This is a genomic window from Rhizobium sp. CFBP 13726, assembly GCF_014841925.1.
Classification (GTDB): domain Bacteria; phylum Pseudomonadota; class Alphaproteobacteria; order Rhizobiales; family Rhizobiaceae; genus Neorhizobium; species Neorhizobium soli.
Genome location: NZ_JACYUU010000002.1, coordinates 1,082,371 through 1,100,869, shown reverse-complemented (window position 1 = coordinate 1,100,869; position 18,499 = coordinate 1,082,371). Strand labels below are relative to the sequence as shown.

Genomic DNA, 18,499 nt, shown 5'->3' with positions numbered 1-18,499 from the left:
GAGAGGCGACGTGCCTCGATTGGGGCAGGGAGAGTACCGCTGGTTTTCTCCCCCCTTGTGGGGGAGATGGCCGGCAGGCCAGAGGGGGTCTTTCTTGGCCCGGCACTACATTGGGTGAGGCAATCCTCACGAGACAGGAGATCACGCCATGCCCAAGCCCAATCCGCGCCATCCGAAATTCCCGATCCCCGGCGGCCCCGAGCTTCGCGCCACGGGCTGGCGGCAGGAGGCGTTGTTGCGGTTGCTCGAAAACGTGCTCTCAGTCGGCGAGGATCCGGACAATCTGATCGTCTATGCGGCGCTCGGCAAGGCGGCGCGCAACTGGGCGGCGCATGAGGCGATCGTTAGAGCACTGAAGACGATGGACGAGGATCAGACGCTGATCATCCAGTCCGGCAAGCCGGTCGGGTTGCTCAAGACCCATGACAAGGCGCCGCTCGTCATCATGGCCAATTGCAACATCGTGGGGCAGTGGGCGAAGGCCGAGTATTTCTACGCGCTGCAGGAAAAGGGTCTGATCTGCTGGGGCGGGCTGACGGCCGGAGCGTGGCAGTATATCGGCAGCCAGGGCGTCATTCAGGGCACCTACGAGATCTTCATGCGGATTGCCGAGAAGCGCTTCGGCGGCACGCTTGCCGGTCGCTTCATCCTGACCGCCGGCCTCGGCGGCATGGGCGGCGCGCAACCGCTTGCCGGTCGCATGGCGGGCGCTGCGATCCTGGTGGTCGATATCGATCCGGAGCGGGTCGCCAAACGCCGTGAGATCGGGTTTCTCGATGAGGTCGCGCCGGATCTCGATACGGCGCTTGCGATGATCGATGCGGCGGTAGCCGACAAACGTGCCGTCTCGATCGGCCTCGTCGGCAATGCCGCCGACATCTACCCGCAGATCGTCAAACGCGGCATCGTGCCCGATATCGTCTCCGACCAGACCTCGGCGCATGATCTCGTCTATGGCTATGTCCCCAAGGGGATGAGCCTTGAGGAAGTCCGCCGGCTTCGCAAGGAGGGCCAGGGCCAGCTGATGGCGGCAAGCCGCGCCTCGATCGCCGATCATGTCCGCGCCATGCTGAGCCTGCAGGAAAAGGGTGCGGAAGTGTTCGACAACGGCAACCTGATCCGCACCCAGGCGCGCGAAGGCGGCGTTGCCAACGCCTTCGACATTCCGATCTTTACCGAAGCCTATCTGCGGCCGCTCTTCTGCAAGGCGATCGGGCCGTTCCGCTGGATGGCGCTGTCGGGCGAGGAAAGCGATATCGCCCGCATCGACGATCTCGTGCTCGAGCTTTTCCCGGATAATTTCATCGTCACCAACTGGATCCGGCTGGCGCGCGAAAACGTGCCCTTCGAAGGCTTGCCAGCACGCATCGCCTGGCTCGGGCATGGCGAACGCACCAAGCTCGCGTTGGCCGTGAACGCGCTGGTCGCAAGCGGCGAACTTGCCGGGCCGATTGCCTTTTCGCGCGACCATCTCGATGCAGGCGCCATGGCGCATCCCAATATCATGACCGAGAACATGAAGGACGGATCGGACGCGATCGCCGACTGGCCGCTGATCAACGCGATGACGATGTGCGCGTCGATGGCCGATCTCGTCGTCATCCATTCGGGCGGTGGTGGCTATGCGGGTTACATGACATCTGCCGGTGTCACGATCATTGCCGACGGCACGGAAAAAGCCGCCGAACGGCTTGAACATTCGATCACCAACGACACCTCGCTCGGCATTATCCGCTATGCGGATGCCGGCTATGACGAGGCGATCGAGGCTGCCGAAACGGCGGGGCTGAAATTGACCTAGAAGGGGTCTTCGTTAAAGCTTTGGAGGGGTGCGTTAACCTTTTGTTAACCACCCCGGCGCTACATCTAACGTCAACGATTTGTTTACGTAGATGACCAAAGTGCTAACAGACGCTCGCTCAATCCGTATCAAGGGCCGCTCGTTTTTGGCGGTCGTCTTGTCCCCCGATCTGCCGCTCGACAACTGGCTCGCGCGCCTTGACGATCTGGCTGCCCGCTCGGCCGGCTTCTTTCTCGACCGGCCGGTCGTGCTCGATATTTCCGAGGTTTCGATCGACAAGATCGAGCTGAAGGACCTGCTCGAACAACTGGCCGAACGCAATGTCCGGATCATGGGTATCGAAGGCGCTCGCCCGTCGATGCTTGGCCCCGGCATGCCGCCGGCGATGCGGGGCGGCAAGGCTGCATCCGATTTCGAAGTCCCGGAAAAGTCCGAGGATAAGTCGGCTCAAGAAAGCTCCGGACAAGTTGGCGTTGCTACCAAGCAAGGTGCCAAGCAGCCGGAAACGGATACCGACAGTCAGCTCCGCAACGAGCCGATCAAGGTTGCCGAGGTCCGGCCGGTCATCCAGTCGCTGGTGATCAACGAGCCGGTTCGCTCCGGTCAGTCGGTCATCTTCGCGGAAGGTGACGTGACCGTTATCGGTTCGGTTGCCTCCGGTGCCGAAGTGATTGCCGGCGGTTCGGTGCATGTCTACGGCGCAATACGCGGCCGAGTCATGGCTGGATCATTGGGGAATGCAACGGCTCGGATCTTTTGCCGCAAGCTCGAGGCCGAACTGGTCGCGATCGACGGCATCTACAAGATGGCCGAGGACATGGACGCAAGCCTTCGCGGGCAGCCGGTCCAGCTCTGGCTCGACGGCGACATCATAATGGCAGAAACGCTCAGTTAAGAAATGAAAAAAAGCAAATGATAACGGGCCGGCAGGACACAGGAGAGATTGGTATGGGGAAAGTCATAGTTGTGACTTCGGGCAAGGGAGGGGTCGGCAAGACGACCTCGACCGCGGCCCTCGGCGCGGCGCTCGCCAGCCGCGGCGAAAAGGTCGTCGTCGTCGATTTCGATGTCGGGTTGCGTAACCTCGACCTCGTCATGGGTGCCGAGCGCCGGGTCGTCTACGACCTCGTCAACGTCATCCAGGGTGATGCCAAGCTTCCGCAGGCCCTGATCCGCGACAAGCGCCTCGACAACCTGTTCCTGCTGCCCGCCTCGCAGACACGCGACAAGGATGCCCTGACATCCGAAGGTGTCGAGCGCGTGATGGCCGATCTTAAGCGCTACTTCGACTGGATCATCTGCGACAGCCCTGCCGGCATCGAGCGCGGTGCAACGCTTGCCATGCGCCATGCGGATATGGCCGTCGTGGTCACCAATCCGGAAGTCTCTTCGGTGCGCGACAGCGACCGCATCATCGGTCTTCTCGATTCCAAGACGCTCAAGGCCGAAAATGGCGAGCGGATGGAAAAGTATCTTTTGCTGACCCGCTACGACGTCAACCGTGCCGAGCGTGGCGACATGCTGAAGGTGGACGACGTTCTGGAAATCCTGTCGATCCCGCTGATCGGCATCATTCCGGAAAGCATGGATGTGCTGCGTGCCTCCAACATCGGTGCACCGGTGACGCTGGCCGACGCCAAGAGCGCTCCGGCCCAGGCTTATTTCGATGCCGCGCGGCGTCTCGCCGGCGAGGTCCTGCCAATGACCATCCCGGGCGAAAAGCGCGGTCTCTTCGGCAAGATCTTCGGAAGGAAGGCCGCATGAACATGTTCCGCCTTTTCAACAGGCCGAAATCGGCGCCCGCGGCCCGCGAGCGTCTCCAGGTACTGCTTGCTCATGAACGCATGGTTGTCGGCACCGATCTGGTCGCCGTGCTGCGCGAGGAAATTCTGGCCGTCATCGCCAAACACGTCCAGCTGGACGCCGACCGCGTAACGGTAAAGATGGATCGCGACGAACATTGCACTATCCTGGAGATCGACGTCGAGATCCCGCTCAATGCGAGCGCCCAGGCCGCAGCCTGAACGACCTAACGAGTTAGCCTCCCAAGGCTGGTTTGAAAGGCGGGTATGTCCGGCGGGACATGCCCGCCTTTTGCGTCGTCCCAGCGGACTTCCAGATGGCCGCCGAGCGCCCGGACGCCCTTGTCGATGGCTTTGAAATCCGGGTAGCGGCTCTTGTATCCGCGGGTCTGGAAATACTGGCCGGTGCCGGCCTCTTCATCCATATCGCGCATGATCCACCGGATCGCGTAGCAGCGGCTTCGCAGCTGATCGAGCGCCGGAATGCCTGTCAGCTTGTAGGGCTTCCGGCTGCGGCGAAAACCGTAATAGCGGGCCGCCGCCTGGATCCGGTCCCAGCTGACGCCCGGAAACGCGTCGCAGATCTCTTTCCGGTCTGCGTCGGGATAGAGCCTGCGCAATTTCTGCCGGGCCGACCATCCCCAGGCCTGCCGGCGTGGTGCAAGACCCAGTCTCTGGCAGCGTGTCTGTATGGCCTTTTTCGACCGGGCATGCAGAACCTGGCTTATGGCAAAGTAATCGGGATGAAAGATCCGGCAGATCAGGTCTTCCTCATCCGTCCAGAGCTTGTGTCCGCTGACGGTGAAGCCCGAACGCAGTATCTTCAGTCGTGTCCGCTCGGTGAGAGCTAAGTCTTTCGCAAGCTGCGCCAGGTCCATCGCAGGGTCCTCTGACGCTGGCGGCTATGGCTTCTTGACGTTCAGCGCCCGGAATGAGTTGAACGTTCCTCCCTTGTCGGTGAACAGGTCCACAAGCGGCTTCGGCAGACCGTTCAGCTCCCGCAGCTTGAGCGCGAGGAAGGCAAATTCCAGCTTGAGGCGATCGATTTCCTGCGCCCGGGCATCGAGAATGCGTGCCTCGATCTCAGCTTTCTGGCGAAGAAGATCATCCAGTACGGACATGACAACGCTCCAAAATATGACGTTTGAATCTGGCTTTCTTGAAAAATTGCATGCGGGAAAAACCGTGTGCGGTCACACGTTCGGACAAGCTGTCACGGAAATTCGATTTTGCCAATCGCCGTCGCCATTTCCAACGTCACCCGATTCTGATGTCGCTATGCTGGCGCGTGTTTACAGAGGTGCTATACAGGCCAATGATTTAGGTAGGCGTCTCGGGCAGTCGCAAATGCGAGACGTCACGATCGCGGCCAATGACCATGCCTTCGGAGTGCCAGATGAATTTCCATTCGCCCTATAGCCACGGCTTCATTCGCGCGGCCGCCTGCACGCCCGTCTGCGAACTCGGCGACCCGGACTTCAACGCGCGTGCGACGCTCGACCTCGCCCGTGAAGGTCACGCGCGCAGCGTTGCGCTGATGGTGTTTCCGGAGCTTGGCATTTCCGGCTATTCGATCGACGATCTGCTCGGCCAGGACGTTCTACTCGATGCGGTCGAAAGCGCGCTTGCTACGATCGTCGAGGAAAGCAAGGCGCTGCTTCCCGTGCTTCTTGTCGGCGCACCGCTGCGTCACGAAGGACGTCTGTTCAACTGCGCCGTCGTCATCCATGCAGGCCGCATTCTCGGTGTGGTGCCGAAGACCCATATCCCGAATTACCGCGAATTCTACGAGAAGCGCTGGTTCGCATCCGGCCGGAGCGTGCGCGACATGATGATTTCGGTTGCCGGACAATCGGTGCCCTTCGGGATCGATCTGCAGTTTGGCGCTGAAAATATCCGCGATTTCATCTTCCACGTGGAGATCTGCGAAGACGTCTGGCTGCCAGCGCCGCCGAGCGATTTCGGCGCGATGGCCGGTGCTCTGATCCTCACCAACCTGTCGGCCAGTAACATCACCGTCGGCAAGGCGGAGATGCGCAAGCTGCTTTGCGCCACCCAGTCGGCGCGCAACTTTGCCGCCTATCTCTATTCGGCCGCAGGCCCCGGCGAATCCACCACCGATCTCGCCTGGGACGGCCAGGCCTGCATCTACGAACTGGGCGATCTGTTGGGCGAGACCGAGCGGTTTCCGGCCGGCCCGCAGATGTGCGTCGCCGATATCGATGTCGAGCGGCTGCGTCTCGAGAGAATGCGCACCGGCACGTTCAACGATGCCGCAACGCTGCATCTGACGGCAGGCAAGACGTTCCGGCGCGTCCTGTTCGACTTCGAGCGGCCGCAAGAAACGCTTGATCTGGAGCGGGCCATCCAGCGCTATCCGTTCGTGCCAGCAGATCCGAAACGGCTCGACCAGGATTGCTACGAGACCTTCAACATCCAGGTCCAGGGCCTGATGAAGCGGTTGAAATCGACCGGCATCAAGCGGCTCTGCATCGGCATTTCAGGCGGCCTCGATTCGACCCATGCGCTGCTGGTTGCAGCCAAGGCCTATGATCAGCTCGGCTGGCCGCGCACCGATATCCTCGGCTTTACCATGCCGGGCTTTGCGACCGGCGACGACACCAAGTCGAACGCCTGGGCGCTGATGCGCGGCATGGGCATTACGGCCGAAGAGGTGGATATCAGGCCTCTCGCCACCCAGCTCCTGCACGATCTCAAACATCCGTTCAGCGGCGGCGAGCCGGTCTATGACGTGACGTTTGAAAACGTGCAGGCGGGCCTGCGAACCGATTTCCTGTTCCGTGCCGCCAACCAGCGCAACGCGCTTGTGCTTGGCACCGGCGACCTGTCGGAGATCGCGCTCGGCTGGTCGACCTACGGCGTCGGTGACCAGATGAGCCACTACAACGTCAATGCCTCGGTGCCGAAGACGCTCATCCAGCACCTCATCCGCTGGGTCATCGAGGCCGAGAGCTTCGATGACGAAACCAACGCAACGCTGCAGCGCATTCTCAATACGCTGATCTCGCCGGAACTGGTGCCGGCGGGCGCCGACGGGGCCATGCAGAGCACGGAAGACAAGATCGGTCCCTACGATCTGCATGATTTCACGCTCTACTATCTCACCCGCTTCGGCCTGAAGCCGTCGAAGATCGCCTATATGGCGCTGCAGGCCTGGAAGGATGCCGGCGCTGGCGCGTGGCCGTCGCATTTCCCGGAGGAGAAGAAGCGGCAGTTCGATCTGCCCGTGATCAAGCGCTGGATGGAGACGTTCCTGTTCCGCTTCTTCACCATCAGCCAGTTCAAGCGCTCTGCATCGCCAAACGGCCCGAAGGTGACGTCGGGCGGATCGCTGTCGCCGCGCGGCGATTGGCGGGCACCGTCGGATGGCAATGGCCGGATCTGGATCAAGGAGCTGAAGGACAACGTGCCGGACGTATGATCTCGGCGGTTCACAACACGCAATTGTCAGGCGGAATCGGGAAACCGATCCACGCTTCAGGGGTTGTTCCTTCCTAGAGGTAACAGGGAAGGAGCTCAATTCATGGAACTCAACCGTCGAACCGTTCTCACCGCAACCGCTTTCACAGCGGCCGCTGCGGTGTTTCCAATTCCCAATATTGCACGGGCCGCCGCGCCGTTTGCACAGCCGAAGCTGCCATTCGGCGAGGGCGATCTGGCACCCGTCATTTCCGCAAAGACCGTGGGCCTGCATTACGGCAAGCATCACAAGGCCTATTTCGACAAGCTGAACACGCTGTCGACCGGCACCAAGTATGCCGACATGGATCTTGAGGCGATCGTTGTGGAATCAGCCAAGTCCGATGCCGATGCGGACAAGAAGATCTTCAACAATGCCGCCCAGGCCTGGAACCATGTGGCCTACTGGGATCAGTTCGTACCCGGTGGCCCGAACCGGCCGCAGGGCGAGGTTGCGACGACGATCAACGAGACGTTCGGCGACTATGATGGCTTTATCAAGCGCGCCGTCGATATCTCGGATACGGTCTTCGGCACAGGCTGGGTGTGGCTCACTCGTGATGACGCTGGCAAGCTGGCACTGATCGGCTATGAGGACGGCAAGAACCCGATTGCTGTCGGACGTCCCGCCTATCTCGGCATCGATATATGGGAACATGCCTATTACGTCGATTACGAGAACCGAAAGCCGGAGCATATCCGCGCCGTCCTCGACAAGCTCGTGAACTGGCGTTCGGTCGAGGAACGCATGGCCGCCTGAGGCTGCGATGTTCCCTTTAGTCAACAGAGAGAGGAGTGCCCATGGCCCAGGATCCATTTGAACCCGTACCCGGCCCAATCCCGCCAACACCCGCTCCGCCGGTCCCTCCGATCGGTGAGCCGGAGCCCGACAGGTTGCCGGATGAAGATCCGGTGCCGAACCCGGATGAAAACGACGATCCGCCGCAATACGCCTGAGTTAGCGGCTCACCACGAAGAACGGACGGCCGGTCAAGGGACCGGCTGTCTTTCTGTCTGCTTCGCCGGAAGGCGCCACAGGCCCGTCCGCTTTCCCCTCACCAGTGCCTGCATCGGCCGCTCCAGCGCCTCATAGGCGAGGACGCCGACCAGCGTGCCGGCGACCACGGCGATCGTGGTTGCCGCGACAGGCGGCAGGGATGCAGACGACAGGATCTTCACGGCGACCGAGACCGCAAACGTATGCCAGATGTAGATTGAGTATGACGCATCGCCGAGATAGGCGAGGGCAGGGATCTTTGGGACCGAGCAGCTCCTTTCAAGGCTGAGCGCGCCGGTCACCAGCATGATCGCAAGCGGTCCACAGGACCACGCATCGAATTCAAGCTTGAAAATCTGGATCGCCGCGAACCCGGCGATCGACAGGCAGATCAGCGCCAGCCCGATCGTGGCCGGCGGGACCGCGCCGCGCTGCCAGAGTTTCGCAAGTGCTGCACCTGCCACGAATTCCAGAATGACCGGGGCCGTGTAGAAGCCAACCGACGGATTTTCGGGCGGCATGACGAGGCCGATTGCGACAAGCGTTCCGAACACCAGCGCCAGCAACGGAAGCCGGGCCGATGGGCGCGCAAACAGGGTGAGCGCAAACACGGCGTAGAAGAAGATCTCGTAGTTCAGCGTCCAGCCCTGCACGAGGACAGGCCACAGTGCGCCCGTGCTGGGCGAGGCAACGGGCAGGAACAGCAGCGAACCCAGCACATGCGGCAGGCTCAGCACGAGGTTTGGAAACGCACCGGCAAGGGCGCCGGCAATCATCAGAAGCGTCGCCGCCCAGTAGATCGGCACGATGCGCAGCAGCCGGTTTTTGAAGAACTTGCCGGGACTTGCCGAGCGGGCGTCGCTGATCGCCATCATGATAAAGCCGCTGACGACGAAGAACACGTCGACACCCGCCGCACCGATGGTGAAGTGCAGGCCGCTTTTCTCGCCGGCATGAAACAGCACCACGGCCAGCGCCGCAAAGGCTCTCAGATACTGGATCGAATAGAGAGTAGGCATTGTCTTCACGTCCTTCGACGCCCGTTCGGGCGTGTCAGCCTGCCGGAATGCCCGGTTCGCCATTTTGCCCGCGCTCGGGCCCCGTGGGTGAATTCGGCATGAAACCGTATTGAGGGCGGTCCGCCTTTGCCTTGACCGGCCTCACCGCCAGCGTCAGACGACCGGCCATGAAGTAGAACAGGAAAGACCCGACCTGGTATGGGTTGAGGATGTCGATCTCCACGAAGGACCGAATCACAAGCAGGGTCGACAGGCCGACAAACAGCAGCGATTCCGGCGTGCGCGAGATGGTCAGCAGCCGTTTCAGATGGCCGGTGAGGCAGGCGATCAGGATGAAGACAAGCAGGCCCGTGCCGATGATTCCAGTCTCCACCATGCTTTCGATATAGGTGTTGTGGAAATGGAAACCGCTGCGGCCGGTGATGAAGAATTCCTGCCAGAGGCGTTCGGCCTCGGAGGCGCCTGGAACCCAATATCCCTGGTAGCCCATGCCGATGATGGGAGACTGTGCAGCGGCGGCAATGCCCTGCTGCCACAGATAGGTGCGGCCCGTCAGGGTCGAGTCCTTGCCGAACACGCCGAGGATCGCATCCATCGCGCCAAACTGCAGCGCACCGACGATGCCGGCAAGCCCGAACACGAGCGCAATCGCAAAGAAGCCGCGTCGGTGCTTCGGCGAAAAGAACATGAACCCCTGCAGGCCGATGCAGAGCGCCACGACACCGGCCGTGGTGATGACAGAGGTCGCAGACTGCGAGGCGAGGAGGCAATAGGCCGACAGAAGCGCGCTGCCGCCGGCACCGATCATCCAGATGCCGCGCATGCGAAACAGCATCACCGCCGCATAGGAGAAGATCACGCCGAGCGACGCGAAGAAACCCAGCTGGTTCTTGGAGGAAAATGCGCCGACGAAGCTGAACGTATTGTCCATCGCGTCCATCAGATAGGTGCCGAACAGGATCGAATAGACGAGCACGATCCCGGTTCCGATCAGGCCGCCGCGCAGCAGCGTCTTGGTGCTGAGCATCCGCATGGCAATCAATGCGCAGACGATATGCGTCAGATACTGGATGGCCGTGCGCAGCGACACGCCAAAGGCTGGCGACCAGAAAGCGGAGATGAAGCAGAAGATGCCGAAGGAGAAGATCCAGAGGAAACGGGAATAGCGGCCCAGCACCCGTCGGTAGTCGGTCACGACCGGGAGGAACCATACACCGTAATAGGCAAGGATCGAGATCTGCCCGAACCTGCTCGAATAGGCGAAGACGAAAAAGGACAGCGCGACAGCGGCAATCCCGTAGATCTCGTTCTTCTCCGGGTCGATCAGGGACGACTTGGCAATCTTCATCCGGTTACCCCTATTGCATCAGCAGTTCGGAGGTCACCTTCACCACGTCGCCCGGCATCAGACGGGCATTCTCGTCGACGGCCACTTCCTTGGGGCCGTCGCCTTCGTCGCGCACGACGGTGTATTTGATCGTCGCGGCTGTCTTGCTCGGGTCGAAGCGCAGCGCCTCGGCAGACTGTGCAACTGCCTCCGAGATCAGTTGGCGGCTGGTGGTCAGCTGCAGGCCGAGCTTTTCAAGTTCCGCTTCGGTATCCTGAAGCTCCTTTGCCCGGTCTGCTTCCCAGTCGTTGCGCAGGTTGATCTCGTCCTGGTTCGCCTGGCTGATATCCTGCTTTGCCTTCAAGGTCGACGTGTCGATGTCGAGCAGGGTCGACTGGATGCTGGCCGTGCGCTCCTCGATGGTCAGGAGGCGGCTGCTGGTAGCCAGACCCTGTTCGGTGAGCCGGGACATCTTGTCCCGGTTTTCCGACACGAGATCGAGCTGGCGCTGTTGCGTCTCTGTCTTTTGCGCGAGCGACTTCACTTCGCTTTCGAGAAGGCTGCGCAGCTCGTTGAGGGCCTGCAGCTGCAGCTCATAGCGGTCGCGGCGCGATTTCATCAGCGATGTCTCGCTGGCAATCAGCTGCGCGGCATTCGGCACGTCTTTCAGCTCCGCCGGGATCGGCAGATCGCGCGATCCGGAAACCTCGGCCACAAGCCGTGCCCGGCGGGCAATCAGGCGGCCGCGCTGGTTGTCGTAGACGGCAACGTCGCCCTGCGCGTTGATGAAGTCCTTGGCAAAGCGCTGACCCGCGTCGGAACGGCGCAAGCCGCCAGCAAGGCTTACCGCCTTCAGCACCGTCAGGTTCGGGGAGTAGGGAAACTCTCCCGGGGTCGTGACGTCGCCTGCGAGATAGACCGGCCGGTACTGGCTGATTTCAACCGAGGCAGAGGGCAGGTTTCGAAGCGCAAACTTGTCGCGCAGCTGCTGGCCGATCAGACCGGCAACTTCGGCGGTCGTCTTTCCGGCTGCGTCGAGATCGCCGATAAACGGAAGCGACAGCGCGCCGGACGGGCCTACCGTGTATTCGCCGCCGACCACGTCCCAGTCGCGCACCGTGCCATCGGCCGGCTGCCATTCGGCCACGCGGATGCGCAGCTTGTCCATGACGCCGAGCTTATAGCCGCCGCTGGCGGGACCGCTTGCGGCAACCGCTGCAGGGGTCTTGGGTGCCGCAGCCTTGCCAGGTGTTGCGGTTTCGGCCTCAGTGGAGGTCTGTTGTGTGGTCTTCGGGGCTTTGTCCTGCGCCAGGACTGGCGCGACTGAACTCAGCAGCAGGGCGCCGGCTGCAAAAAGGAGCGCCGGCGAACCGCTTTTCGAATGATCGTTCTTCAACATCTACGGGTCCTTCAATCGCATTCAAACGCAAATCCGTGGGAGGTCGGCTCGCGCTTGTTTCGACTGTTGAGTTCGTCTGGTGACTTGTTCTTGGTTTTTCTTGCGGCCGGTGACCGACCAGGATTTCTCAGGCTATCAAAAGAAACTCAGATCAATAGCTGCCGCGGGCAAAGCAGACGGCAGGGATGGTCTTTGCAATGATGGCGATGTCGCGAACCAGCGACCAGTTCTGGACGTATTGCGTGTCGAAAGCGATGCGCGTCTCGTAGGACACATCGTTGCGACCGCTGATCTGCCACAGGCCTGTGAGGCCAGGACGGGTGCGAAGGTAATAGACGGCAAACGCGTCATAGACTTTCAGTTCCTCGTCCACGACCGGACGCGGTCCAACCACGCTCATTTCGCCACGCACGATGTTGAGCAACTGCGGCAGCTCGTCGAGAGAGAGCTTGCGCAGGACTTTGCCTACAGACGTCACGCGTGGGTCGTCTTTCAGCTTGCGCGTCAGACGCCATTCTTCCGCGGCATGCGGATTGTCACGCAGATAGTTGCGCAGCAATTCGTCGCCGTCGGTCGCCATGGTCCGGAACTTGAGGCATTTGAAAATGCGTCCGTTATGGCCAATGCGGCTATGGCCATAAAAGGCCGGGCCCTTATCGGTGAGTTTCACCAGGGCCATGAGCATCAGAAATAGCGGGCTGAACAGGATCAGCGCGCAGGCAGCTGCGGTCATATCGAAGCTGCGTTTAGCGAGGCCACCGATCGGGAGGGTACCGAAGGCCTGGTCGGAGTCTACAAACGGCGAACTAGCCGAACGTGTCGCTGACTTCATAGAGGGTAACTCCATTTAGGTTTTGCGATAGTCGGTGATGCCTTTCGGCGGGTCTTTTCGTCGACAATTTGATAATAAGTCTGTGTTCGGAATTTGATGCCAGCCAATTTTTTCCGGGAGCGCTGTCCCGATGCGGGTCGATGTGCGCCGAAATCCGATCAGCACTCCGATTTTTTTACAATCGATTGAATAGCCACCCCAGGTCTACTGTTCTTTTCTGGCAACTATACCCGGAGTTAGAATAATACCCGTGCCATTAGCGTATTGGGGGGCTTCTGCGCAGGGCCAGTCCAGAGCTAAACCTGTGATTGCTTCTTTGAGCAGGGCCAGGAAGTAGCTTGCGTATCAGACCAAAGGCCTACGCATTTCGCACCGCAATACAATGATGCAGCGCAATATGGCTTGGTCGGGCCTCGTTACCTTTGTAACAAAAGTTGAACGCCGGTGACCCCGACTCCGCGACATCCAGCAGCGGAATGTTCCAGACGGCGAGCTTCACGTCCAAATTGTGGCGGAAATGCGATTGGGGGCTGTGGTACCAAGGTAAGAAACCATTCACGCTATTCGCAAGGAACTGCCAAGGCGGGGCAGGGAACCGGCAAACCTTACGAAAGTTTCATTAATACTCGGCATAGCAGATGCTGTATTGCTTGCATCCGACTACTGCCGGTCCTATCGTGACGGTGCAGGGAGGAGCCTGCGTCTAGAAGCCAAGAACTATAAGCTGCTCGGGAGGGCGATCATGTATGCGCCGCGCGTATTTATAAGTATCCTTTGCGTCCTGGTCGTTTTCGCGCTCGCGTCCTTTTTCATCAGCGGGTCCGTCTACACAGCATTTATACACACGCTCCTCTGCGCGGTTATTATCCAGATGGGTTATTTCGTTGGCATCGTTTACCTCGTTCACCGCGAGAAGCTTGCGGGTAGCAGGGGTCGGACAGATACCGCCGTCGCTGCGCGCTCCAGAGAGGTTTCCAACCTTCCGTCCGACGTGACGTCACACCTGCCTGCCCGGGATATCTAGCCGGCGCTCTCAGTCCCATTTCGGTTTTTGTTGCAGTGCTTCCATATGGAGGCCATCTTCCTGCGTTCAGGTCCTCGCACGACGAACGATGGAGACAGTCTCATGGAGAGCGCAACGGCCCACCCCGATGTTCAGACGATTTGCGTCGTCATCGCAGCCAAGAACGCAGCAGACACGATCGCCACCGCCGTCCGGTCCGCGTTGCAGGAAGCGCTTGTCAGCGAAGTCGTCGTGGTCGATGACGGCTCGAGCGACGACACGGCCGGCGCTGCCCGCAGTGTGGATGATGGCAGCGGGCGGCTGCAGATCATCTCGCTGGAGAAGAACCAGGGCCCGTCTGCTGCGAGAAACCGGGCGATCGCCGCTTCCAGTGCGCCGCTGATCGCCATTCTCGATGCGGACGATTTCTTCTTTCCCGGACGGTTCGAGCCAATGCTGGCGCTCGGCGACTGGGACATGCTGGCCGACAACATCGCCTTCATCTCCGATCCTGCCGCCGCAGTGCCGCCCCAAAAGTTCGAATCGAGGGCGCGGACGATCTCGCTCATCGAATTCGTCGAGGGCAATATTTCCGAGCGCGGAAAGCCGCGCGGCGAGACAGGGTTTCTGAAGCCGATCATTCGTCGCTCGTTCCTCGATGCCCATCGTCTTCGGTACGACGAGGGCCTGAGGCTTGGCGAGGATTACGATCTCTATCTGCGGGCTCTGGCCAAGGGTGCGCGCTACAAGGTGATCGAGCATTGCGGCTACGGCGCCGTCGTCAGGGCCGATTCGCTCAGCAGCCGCCACCGGACCCATGATCTGAAAACGCTATTCGAAGCGGATGAGGCGATCCTGTCGGATCCGCTTCTGCCGACGCAGGCAAGGGCGGTAATTACCCGTCACCGCGACCACATCCGGGAACGCTACGAGCATCGCGCCTTCCTTGATACCAAGTCTAATTCGGGGATTGTCGCAGCCGCTAGCTACATGTTCGGCCGGCCGCAGTTCCTGCCCTATGTCGCGCAGGCGATCCTGCTGGACAAGATGGAGGCAAGACGTGGCGGACCGGTTCCGGTCGCCACGCCGCATGCTATGCGCTATCTGCTTGCCGGGGTTCCGGCCGCAGCGGACCCTGCCGCCGTTCAGAAGTAGTCGCGGCGGATCTCGTCCAGAACAGCGCGAAAACGCTGCTTCTTGTCTTGGAGCATCCCATCCGGGCTGAGCTGTGGCTCGGTCCGGCTGGCCTGCCAGAGCGCCAGGATCGACGGTGCCGCAAGGACCTGCTTCGCCATGCCGCGAAGGCCTGACTGAGCAGGAGCTGTCGGCGCAGACGTCCGCGTCATCACCGACGCATCCGCGCTTGTAGGTTCGTGATGGGCCGGCTGCTGCTGGCCGCCGCCGCCGTCGAAGCTCATTCCCCAGAACTTGGTTTTCTTGGCGACCGCCTCGGCGCGCGTTGAAACCGGCACGAAGTGCGGGTTATAGGTCGCACCGACGGACTGCGCCCAGTCGTTCCACTTGAAATTGTTGATGGATCTGGATGTGCTGACCGCAATCCAGGGCACCCGGAATGCATCGGCCAGGATCGCGCCATGCATGGATTCGGCAACGATCATCTCGGACTGGGCAATCGCCCGGATGACCGATTTCGCCTCGCCGCGCGGGTCGAGCCAAGTCAGTCCGGCGGGCTCGCAGACCGATTGCCACATACCGAATTCCGCCGATTCCCAATGGGGAACGAAGGTCTTCTTGTGGATCTTTGGCAGGTTCTGGAATTCCGGCATGTCCGGGATGAGGGCCGCGGGGTCAGTGATCCCTCTGTCGAGGGGAAGACCGAGCTTCGCCGCCGTCAATGGTCCGCGCACGCAGCGCACGTCCCATTCGGGATCATTGATATCGGGTGCCTCGCCATAGCCATAGCCGCTGCCGATCACCAGTTTCTTCTGCCCGGGCGGAAGCAGGACGGGGTTGAGAACGGTACCGACGCCGACCAGCATCGTATCGGCGTGGACGTCGCGAAAGCCCGGAAGAAGATAATCCCAGAGCCACAGATTGAGGTCGTCGCCGAAATTGCCGTGGTGGGATGCCCAGTAATAAGGTTGCATGCAAGCCTCCTGATGGGAGTGAAGTCTTTGTAAAGAATGCGAAGTTTACGTCGCCGAGCGCTCGCGCGCACCCATGCCGAGTTTTCCCGCGCCCAGTTCGAAGGCCGCGCGGATGAGTGCCGGATCGCGCATCACCCACTTGGCCAGAAGGCCGAATTCCGGGCTCTGGCGCCGCTTCATCCGCCCGGCCTGGCCCCACAGGGCCTGCCGTCTTGCGGTGTTCTTGTAGCCTGCAATCGACGCGACGTCGCCCGGCCTGTTGCTGAAACGCTGTTCCAGCGTATCGAGCGCGACCCAGGTGTTGAACTGCTGGCGCAGGAATTCCGGCGACTGGTTGTCGATCGAATGGAAAATGTTGATACCCATGCCGCGCGCAGCGCCCGGCTCGTCGCACAGGATCGTCCGTTTCGATTTCAGGATGCAGTCGCAGAAGAACAGCACGTCTTCGGCGGCCAGCCTCAATTCGGGCTCGAAGCGGACAGCCTCGAAGACCGGACGGGACATCACCATGCAGGTGAGATGCAGAAAGCTCCAGTTGCGCAGCATGACGCTTGCCAGGTCCTGAAGCTCGATGATGAGCGGCTTTTCCGATAGCCGCGTGCCGCCTTCGGTCTTTTCCAGCTGCGCCATGCCGAAGTGGTAATAGAACTCTTCGCTCGCCTGCATCGAGGCCCAGTAGCACTCGGCGCCGAAGCGGCTCATACTCTCGAATGCGTTGGTGAGATGATCCGGAAGCCACACGTCGTCGCTGTCGAGAAGCGCCACAAAACGCGTTTCGGCGGGCACCGCGTCCAGCCCGGTATTGCGCGCCGCCCCCGGCCCGCCATTCTTTTGTTCGATGATTCGGATGCGCTCGAGCCAGGTCGGATCGGCGTCCCGAAGTTCGATTTTTGCGTTATGGGGTGACTCGTCGTCCACGACGATGATATCAAAATCCACGAAGCTCTGGCTGAAAACAGATTGCAGGGCCCGGGTAAGGATACCCGGTTCCCGTTGATAAAATGGAATAATTACGGTGAATGTCGCCATGTTTCTGCCCCTGCTTTTTTCAAGAATTGCAAACCGCTAGCCGCCTGGACGGCTTGGATTGCGGCTTCACGCTGGCTCTCAATCAGTATCCAACAATAGGAATTCGAAGATGGCTCCAACCCAAGGCGTGAAGACGATCACGACAAATGTCGGTTGGAGTGTGCTGTCAAAGACCGCCACATTCGGGCTGAAATTTGTCACTGTACCGATATTGGCAAGACTGTTGACCCCGGAAGATTTCGGAACGGTGGCTGTCGCACTCACCGTTGTACAGTTTTTGGCGATGATCGGTGGTGCTGGTTTGACGTCGGCGCTGATCGTCGATCGGGACAGTGGCATGGATACGGTGCACACCGTTTTCTGGGCCAATCTCGCGATGTCTTTGATCATGTCGGTGATCCTTTTCCTCGGTGCAAACGGCATCGGCAGCTGGATGGGTGCGGCCCAGAGCGCCGATCTCCTGCGTATCATGGCCTTTCTCATTCCGCTGCAGCTGACGGCCGATGTCGCCTATTCGCTGCTCGCCCGCGAGATGAATTTCAGCAAGGACGCGATCCTCAGCACCGTATCGGAAACCACGGCGGCGCTGGTCGCCCTGGCGCTCGCCTTCATGGGGTTCGGCATCTGGGCGCTGGTCGTGCAGCTGTTTTCCTCGGCGGTGATCCGGCTTGTCGGCCTCTACTCGATCACGCGCTACGTGCCGCGTTTTGTCATCAAGCCGGATCGCATGGGGCCGCTGGTGCGCTATTCTTCAGGGCTGATGGGGTCCGAGATCGCCAATTTCGTGACTTTCCAGGCGCCAATGGTGGTGATCGCGCGAATGCTGACGCTTGCCGATGCGGGTGCCTATTCGGCCGCCAACCGGTTTGCCAGCATTCCGAATCAGGTCGTGCTGTCGGCGGTAATGGGCGTGCTGTTCCCCGCCTTTAGCCTGATGGGCGACGACCGCAAGCGCCGCACCGACGCCCTGATGCTGTCCACTCAGGTAATGACGGTGGTGCTGGCGCCAGCCATGTTCGGGCTGTGGGCGGTGGCGGAACCGGCCATGCTGGTGCTGTTCGGGCCGCAATGGGCCTATGCCTGGCCGGTGCTTGGCCTGCTCGCGCTGTCGAAGGCGATCGTAACGCCCTGCAGCACGTTCATCCCCTATCTGAAGGGCACGGGCCAAAGCCGGGTTCTGTTCTGGTCGGCGGTGCTGCGCGCCATTGCAACGACACTCGCCATCATCCTCGGTGCCACCTATGGCAGCCTTGTCGATGCCATGGTGGCGCTTTGCGTCGTCAACGCCATCACGCTGGTCGGTTATTCCTGGGCCGTGTTCCGGGTCGACGGCATTCCGTTCTTTTGGGGTCTGATGACCAGCAGCCGGTCGATGCTCACCTCGCTCGTCATGGGCGTCGGGGTCCGGTTGACCCTTTCCACCTTCGAAGCACAGCTCACCAGTCCCTATCTCCAGCTCCTTGTTGGCGCTGTCGTGGGCGGCGTGCTCTACGGCGCGATGTTCCTCGTGACGGAAAGGGCGCTCGTCAAAAAAATAATCGGCATGGTCAAGCGGCGTCGTGGTGGGGCGGTTGCGGACGCACCTCCTGCATAACGAAGGATGCCCTTGCCTCATCGTTGAGACGCATTTTCGCCTTAATCGCGCCGCAATCGGGCGAGGATGCGAACCGATTTGATTGAGCATCGTCTGAGGTCGAAGTTA

18 protein-coding genes are annotated in these 18,499 nt (G+C 60.7%); 10 read left to right on the top strand and 8 right to left on the bottom strand.

The genetic code is table 11. The features are described 5' to 3' along the window. Nucleotides 1-148: 148 nt before the first annotated feature. The 4 genes from IFT66_RS12495 (at nt 149) to minE (ending at nt 3,825) form a co-directional block, all read left to right on the top strand. On the top strand, nt 149-1,801 hold the full coding sequence (locus tag IFT66_RS12495) for a urocanate hydratase (RefSeq protein WP_192077768.1): 1,653 nt from the start codon (nt 149-151) through the stop codon (nt 1,799-1,801). A gap of 91 nt (nt 1,802-1,892) precedes the next feature. Then, nucleotides 1,893-2,696 carry a septum site-determining protein MinC gene (gene minC, locus IFT66_RS12490; protein WP_062461613.1) on the top strand — a complete coding sequence of 268 codons (804 nt, stop codon included), beginning with the start codon at nt 1,893-1,895 and terminating at the stop codon, nt 2,694-2,696. Nucleotides 2,697-2,749: 53 nt separating this feature from the next. Beyond that, nucleotides 2,750-3,565 carry a septum site-determining protein MinD gene (gene minD, locus IFT66_RS12485; RefSeq protein WP_062461610.1) on the top strand — a complete coding sequence of 272 codons (816 nt, stop codon included), beginning with the start codon at nt 2,750-2,752 and terminating at the stop codon, nt 3,563-3,565. Further along, complete coding sequence (minE, locus tag IFT66_RS12480; protein ID WP_062461607.1) at nt 3,562-3,825, top strand: cell division topological specificity factor MinE; 264 nt, start codon at nt 3,562-3,564, stop codon at nt 3,823-3,825. The genes minD and minE overlap by 4 nt, the downstream gene beginning before the upstream one ends. A gap of 5 nt (nt 3,826-3,830) precedes the next feature. Here minE and IFT66_RS12475 read toward each other — a convergent pair whose 3' ends face one another. Further along, nucleotides 3,831-4,481 carry a hypothetical protein gene (locus tag IFT66_RS12475; RefSeq protein WP_192077767.1) on the bottom strand — a complete coding sequence of 217 codons (651 nt, stop codon included), beginning with the start codon at nt 4,479-4,481 and terminating at the stop codon, nt 3,831-3,833. A gap of 24 nt (nt 4,482-4,505) precedes the next feature. After that, on the bottom strand, nt 4,506-4,724 hold the full coding sequence (locus IFT66_RS12470; protein WP_062461605.1) for a hypothetical protein: 219 nt from the start codon (nt 4,722-4,724) through the stop codon (nt 4,506-4,508). A 275-nt stretch (nt 4,725-4,999) separates the two neighbouring features. On the opposite strand from IFT66_RS12470, the gene IFT66_RS12465 reads away from it, so the two are divergent. From IFT66_RS12465 to IFT66_RS12455, 3 genes are all read left to right on the top strand, one after another. Then, nucleotides 5,000-7,045, top strand: coding sequence for an NAD(+) synthase (locus IFT66_RS12465; RefSeq protein WP_192077766.1), 2,046 nt, complete (start codon nt 5,000-5,002; stop codon nt 7,043-7,045). Between the two features lie 102 nt (nt 7,046-7,147). Continuing rightward, nucleotides 7,148-7,843 carry a superoxide dismutase gene (locus IFT66_RS12460; RefSeq protein WP_062581865.1) on the top strand — a complete coding sequence of 232 codons (696 nt, stop codon included), beginning with the start codon at nt 7,148-7,150 and terminating at the stop codon, nt 7,841-7,843. 41 nt (nt 7,844-7,884) lie between these two features. After that, nucleotides 7,885-8,040: a hypothetical protein gene (locus tag IFT66_RS12455; RefSeq protein ID WP_092659468.1), complete on the top strand. Its 156-nt coding sequence runs from the start codon at nt 7,885-7,887 to the stop codon at nt 8,038-8,040. 33 nt (nt 8,041-8,073) lie between these two features. Here the strand turns inward: IFT66_RS12455 and IFT66_RS12450 are convergent, their stop codons facing one another. The 4 genes from IFT66_RS12450 to IFT66_RS12435 all read right to left on the bottom strand — a co-directional run bounded on the left by IFT66_RS12450 (nt 8,074) and on the right by IFT66_RS12435 (nt 12,657). After that, nucleotides 8,074-9,099: an acyltransferase family protein gene (locus IFT66_RS12450; protein ID WP_192077765.1), complete on the bottom strand. Its 1,026-nt coding sequence runs from the start codon at nt 9,097-9,099 to the stop codon at nt 8,074-8,076. Between the two features lie 34 nt (nt 9,100-9,133). Then, nucleotides 9,134-10,447 carry an O-antigen ligase family protein gene (locus IFT66_RS12445; protein ID WP_174197073.1) on the bottom strand — a complete coding sequence of 438 codons (1,314 nt, stop codon included), beginning with the start codon at nt 10,445-10,447 and terminating at the stop codon, nt 9,134-9,136. A gap of 10 nt (nt 10,448-10,457) precedes the next feature. After that, nucleotides 10,458-11,825, bottom strand: a complete 1,368-nt coding sequence (locus tag IFT66_RS12440; RefSeq protein WP_082471974.1) for a polysaccharide biosynthesis/export family protein — start codon at nt 11,823-11,825, stop codon at nt 10,458-10,460. Nucleotides 11,826-11,976: 151 nt separating this feature from the next. After that, complete coding sequence (locus IFT66_RS12435; protein WP_192077764.1) at nt 11,977-12,657, bottom strand: sugar transferase; 681 nt, start codon at nt 12,655-12,657, stop codon at nt 11,977-11,979. Nucleotides 12,658-13,399: 742 nt separating this feature from the next. Here IFT66_RS12435 and IFT66_RS23740 point away from each other — a divergent pair. Both IFT66_RS23740 and IFT66_RS12425 read left to right on the top strand, forming a co-directional pair. Further along, on the top strand, nt 13,400-13,681 hold the full coding sequence (locus IFT66_RS23740; protein WP_192077977.1) for an exopolysaccharide production repressor protein: 282 nt from the start codon (nt 13,400-13,402) through the stop codon (nt 13,679-13,681). Between the two features lie 102 nt (nt 13,682-13,783). Next, complete coding sequence (locus IFT66_RS12425) at nt 13,784-14,815, top strand: glycosyltransferase family 2 protein (protein ID WP_192077763.1); 1,032 nt, start codon at nt 13,784-13,786, stop codon at nt 14,813-14,815. On the opposite strand, the gene IFT66_RS12420 is transcribed toward IFT66_RS12425, so the two are convergent. Next, entirely contained in the window at nt 14,806-15,768 is a 963-nt protein-coding gene (locus IFT66_RS12420; protein ID WP_192077762.1) for a polysaccharide pyruvyl transferase family protein, read from the bottom strand. The two genes, IFT66_RS12425 and IFT66_RS12420, sit on opposite strands and share 10 nt — an antisense overlap. A 45-nt stretch (nt 15,769-15,813) precedes the next feature. After that, a complete protein-coding gene (locus tag IFT66_RS12415; RefSeq protein WP_192077761.1) occupies nt 15,814-16,797 on the bottom strand; it encodes a glycosyltransferase family 2 protein in 984 nt (327 codons plus the stop codon). Between the two features lie 109 nt (nt 16,798-16,906). Between IFT66_RS12415 and IFT66_RS12410 the strand changes: the two genes are divergently transcribed. Beyond that, nucleotides 16,907-18,391, top strand: coding sequence for a lipopolysaccharide biosynthesis protein (locus IFT66_RS12410; protein WP_062461581.1), 1,485 nt, complete (start codon nt 16,907-16,909; stop codon nt 18,389-18,391). Nucleotides 18,392-18,499 lie beyond the last annotated feature (108 nt).

Excerpts from the sequence above, each read along its gene's own strand:
- IFT66_RS12435 (WP_192077764.1), bottom strand. The coding sequence starts at position 12,657 with ATGAAGTCAGCGACACGTTCGGCTAGTTCGCCGTTTGTAGACTCCGAC.
- IFT66_RS12410 (WP_062461581.1), top strand. The coding sequence starts at position 16,907 with ATGGCTCCAACCCAAGGCGTGAAGACGATCACGACAAATGTCGGTTGG.
- IFT66_RS12450 (WP_192077765.1), bottom strand. The coding sequence starts at position 9,099 with ATGCCTACTCTCTATTCGATCCAGTATCTGAGAGCCTTTGCGGCGCTG.
- IFT66_RS12460 (WP_062581865.1), top strand. The coding sequence starts at position 7,148 with ATGGAACTCAACCGTCGAACCGTTCTCACCGCAACCGCTTTCACAGCG.
- IFT66_RS12415 (WP_192077761.1), bottom strand. The coding sequence starts at position 16,797 with ATGGCGACATTCACCGTAATTATTCCATTTTATCAACGGGAACCGGGT.
- IFT66_RS12455 (WP_092659468.1), top strand. The coding sequence starts at position 7,885 with ATGGCCCAGGATCCATTTGAACCCGTACCCGGCCCAATCCCGCCAACA.
- IFT66_RS12470 (WP_062461605.1), bottom strand. The coding sequence starts at position 4,724 with ATGTCCGTACTGGATGATCTTCTTCGCCAGAAAGCTGAGATCGAGGCA.
- minD (WP_062461610.1), top strand. The coding sequence starts at position 2,750 with ATGGGGAAAGTCATAGTTGTGACTTCGGGCAAGGGAGGGGTCGGCAAG.
- minC (WP_062461613.1), top strand. The coding sequence starts at position 1,893 with ATGACCAAAGTGCTAACAGACGCTCGCTCAATCCGTATCAAGGGCCGC.
- IFT66_RS23740 (WP_192077977.1), top strand. The coding sequence starts at position 13,400 with ATGTATGCGCCGCGCGTATTTATAAGTATCCTTTGCGTCCTGGTCGTT.
- IFT66_RS12420 (WP_192077762.1), bottom strand. The coding sequence starts at position 15,768 with ATGCAACCTTATTACTGGGCATCCCACCACGGCAATTTCGGCGACGAC.
- IFT66_RS12425 (WP_192077763.1), top strand. The coding sequence starts at position 13,784 with ATGGAGAGCGCAACGGCCCACCCCGATGTTCAGACGATTTGCGTCGTC.
- IFT66_RS12440 (WP_082471974.1), bottom strand. The coding sequence starts at position 11,825 with ATGTTGAAGAACGATCATTCGAAAAGCGGTTCGCCGGCGCTCCTTTTT.
- IFT66_RS12445 (WP_174197073.1), bottom strand. The coding sequence starts at position 10,447 with ATGAAGATTGCCAAGTCGTCCCTGATCGACCCGGAGAAGAACGAGATC.
- IFT66_RS12465 (WP_192077766.1), top strand. The coding sequence starts at position 5,000 with ATGAATTTCCATTCGCCCTATAGCCACGGCTTCATTCGCGCGGCCGCC.
- IFT66_RS12495 (WP_192077768.1), top strand. The coding sequence starts at position 149 with ATGCCCAAGCCCAATCCGCGCCATCCGAAATTCCCGATCCCCGGCGGC.
- minE (WP_062461607.1), top strand. The coding sequence starts at position 3,562 with ATGAACATGTTCCGCCTTTTCAACAGGCCGAAATCGGCGCCCGCGGCC.
- IFT66_RS12475 (WP_192077767.1), bottom strand. The coding sequence starts at position 4,481 with ATGGACCTGGCGCAGCTTGCGAAAGACTTAGCTCTCACCGAGCGGACA.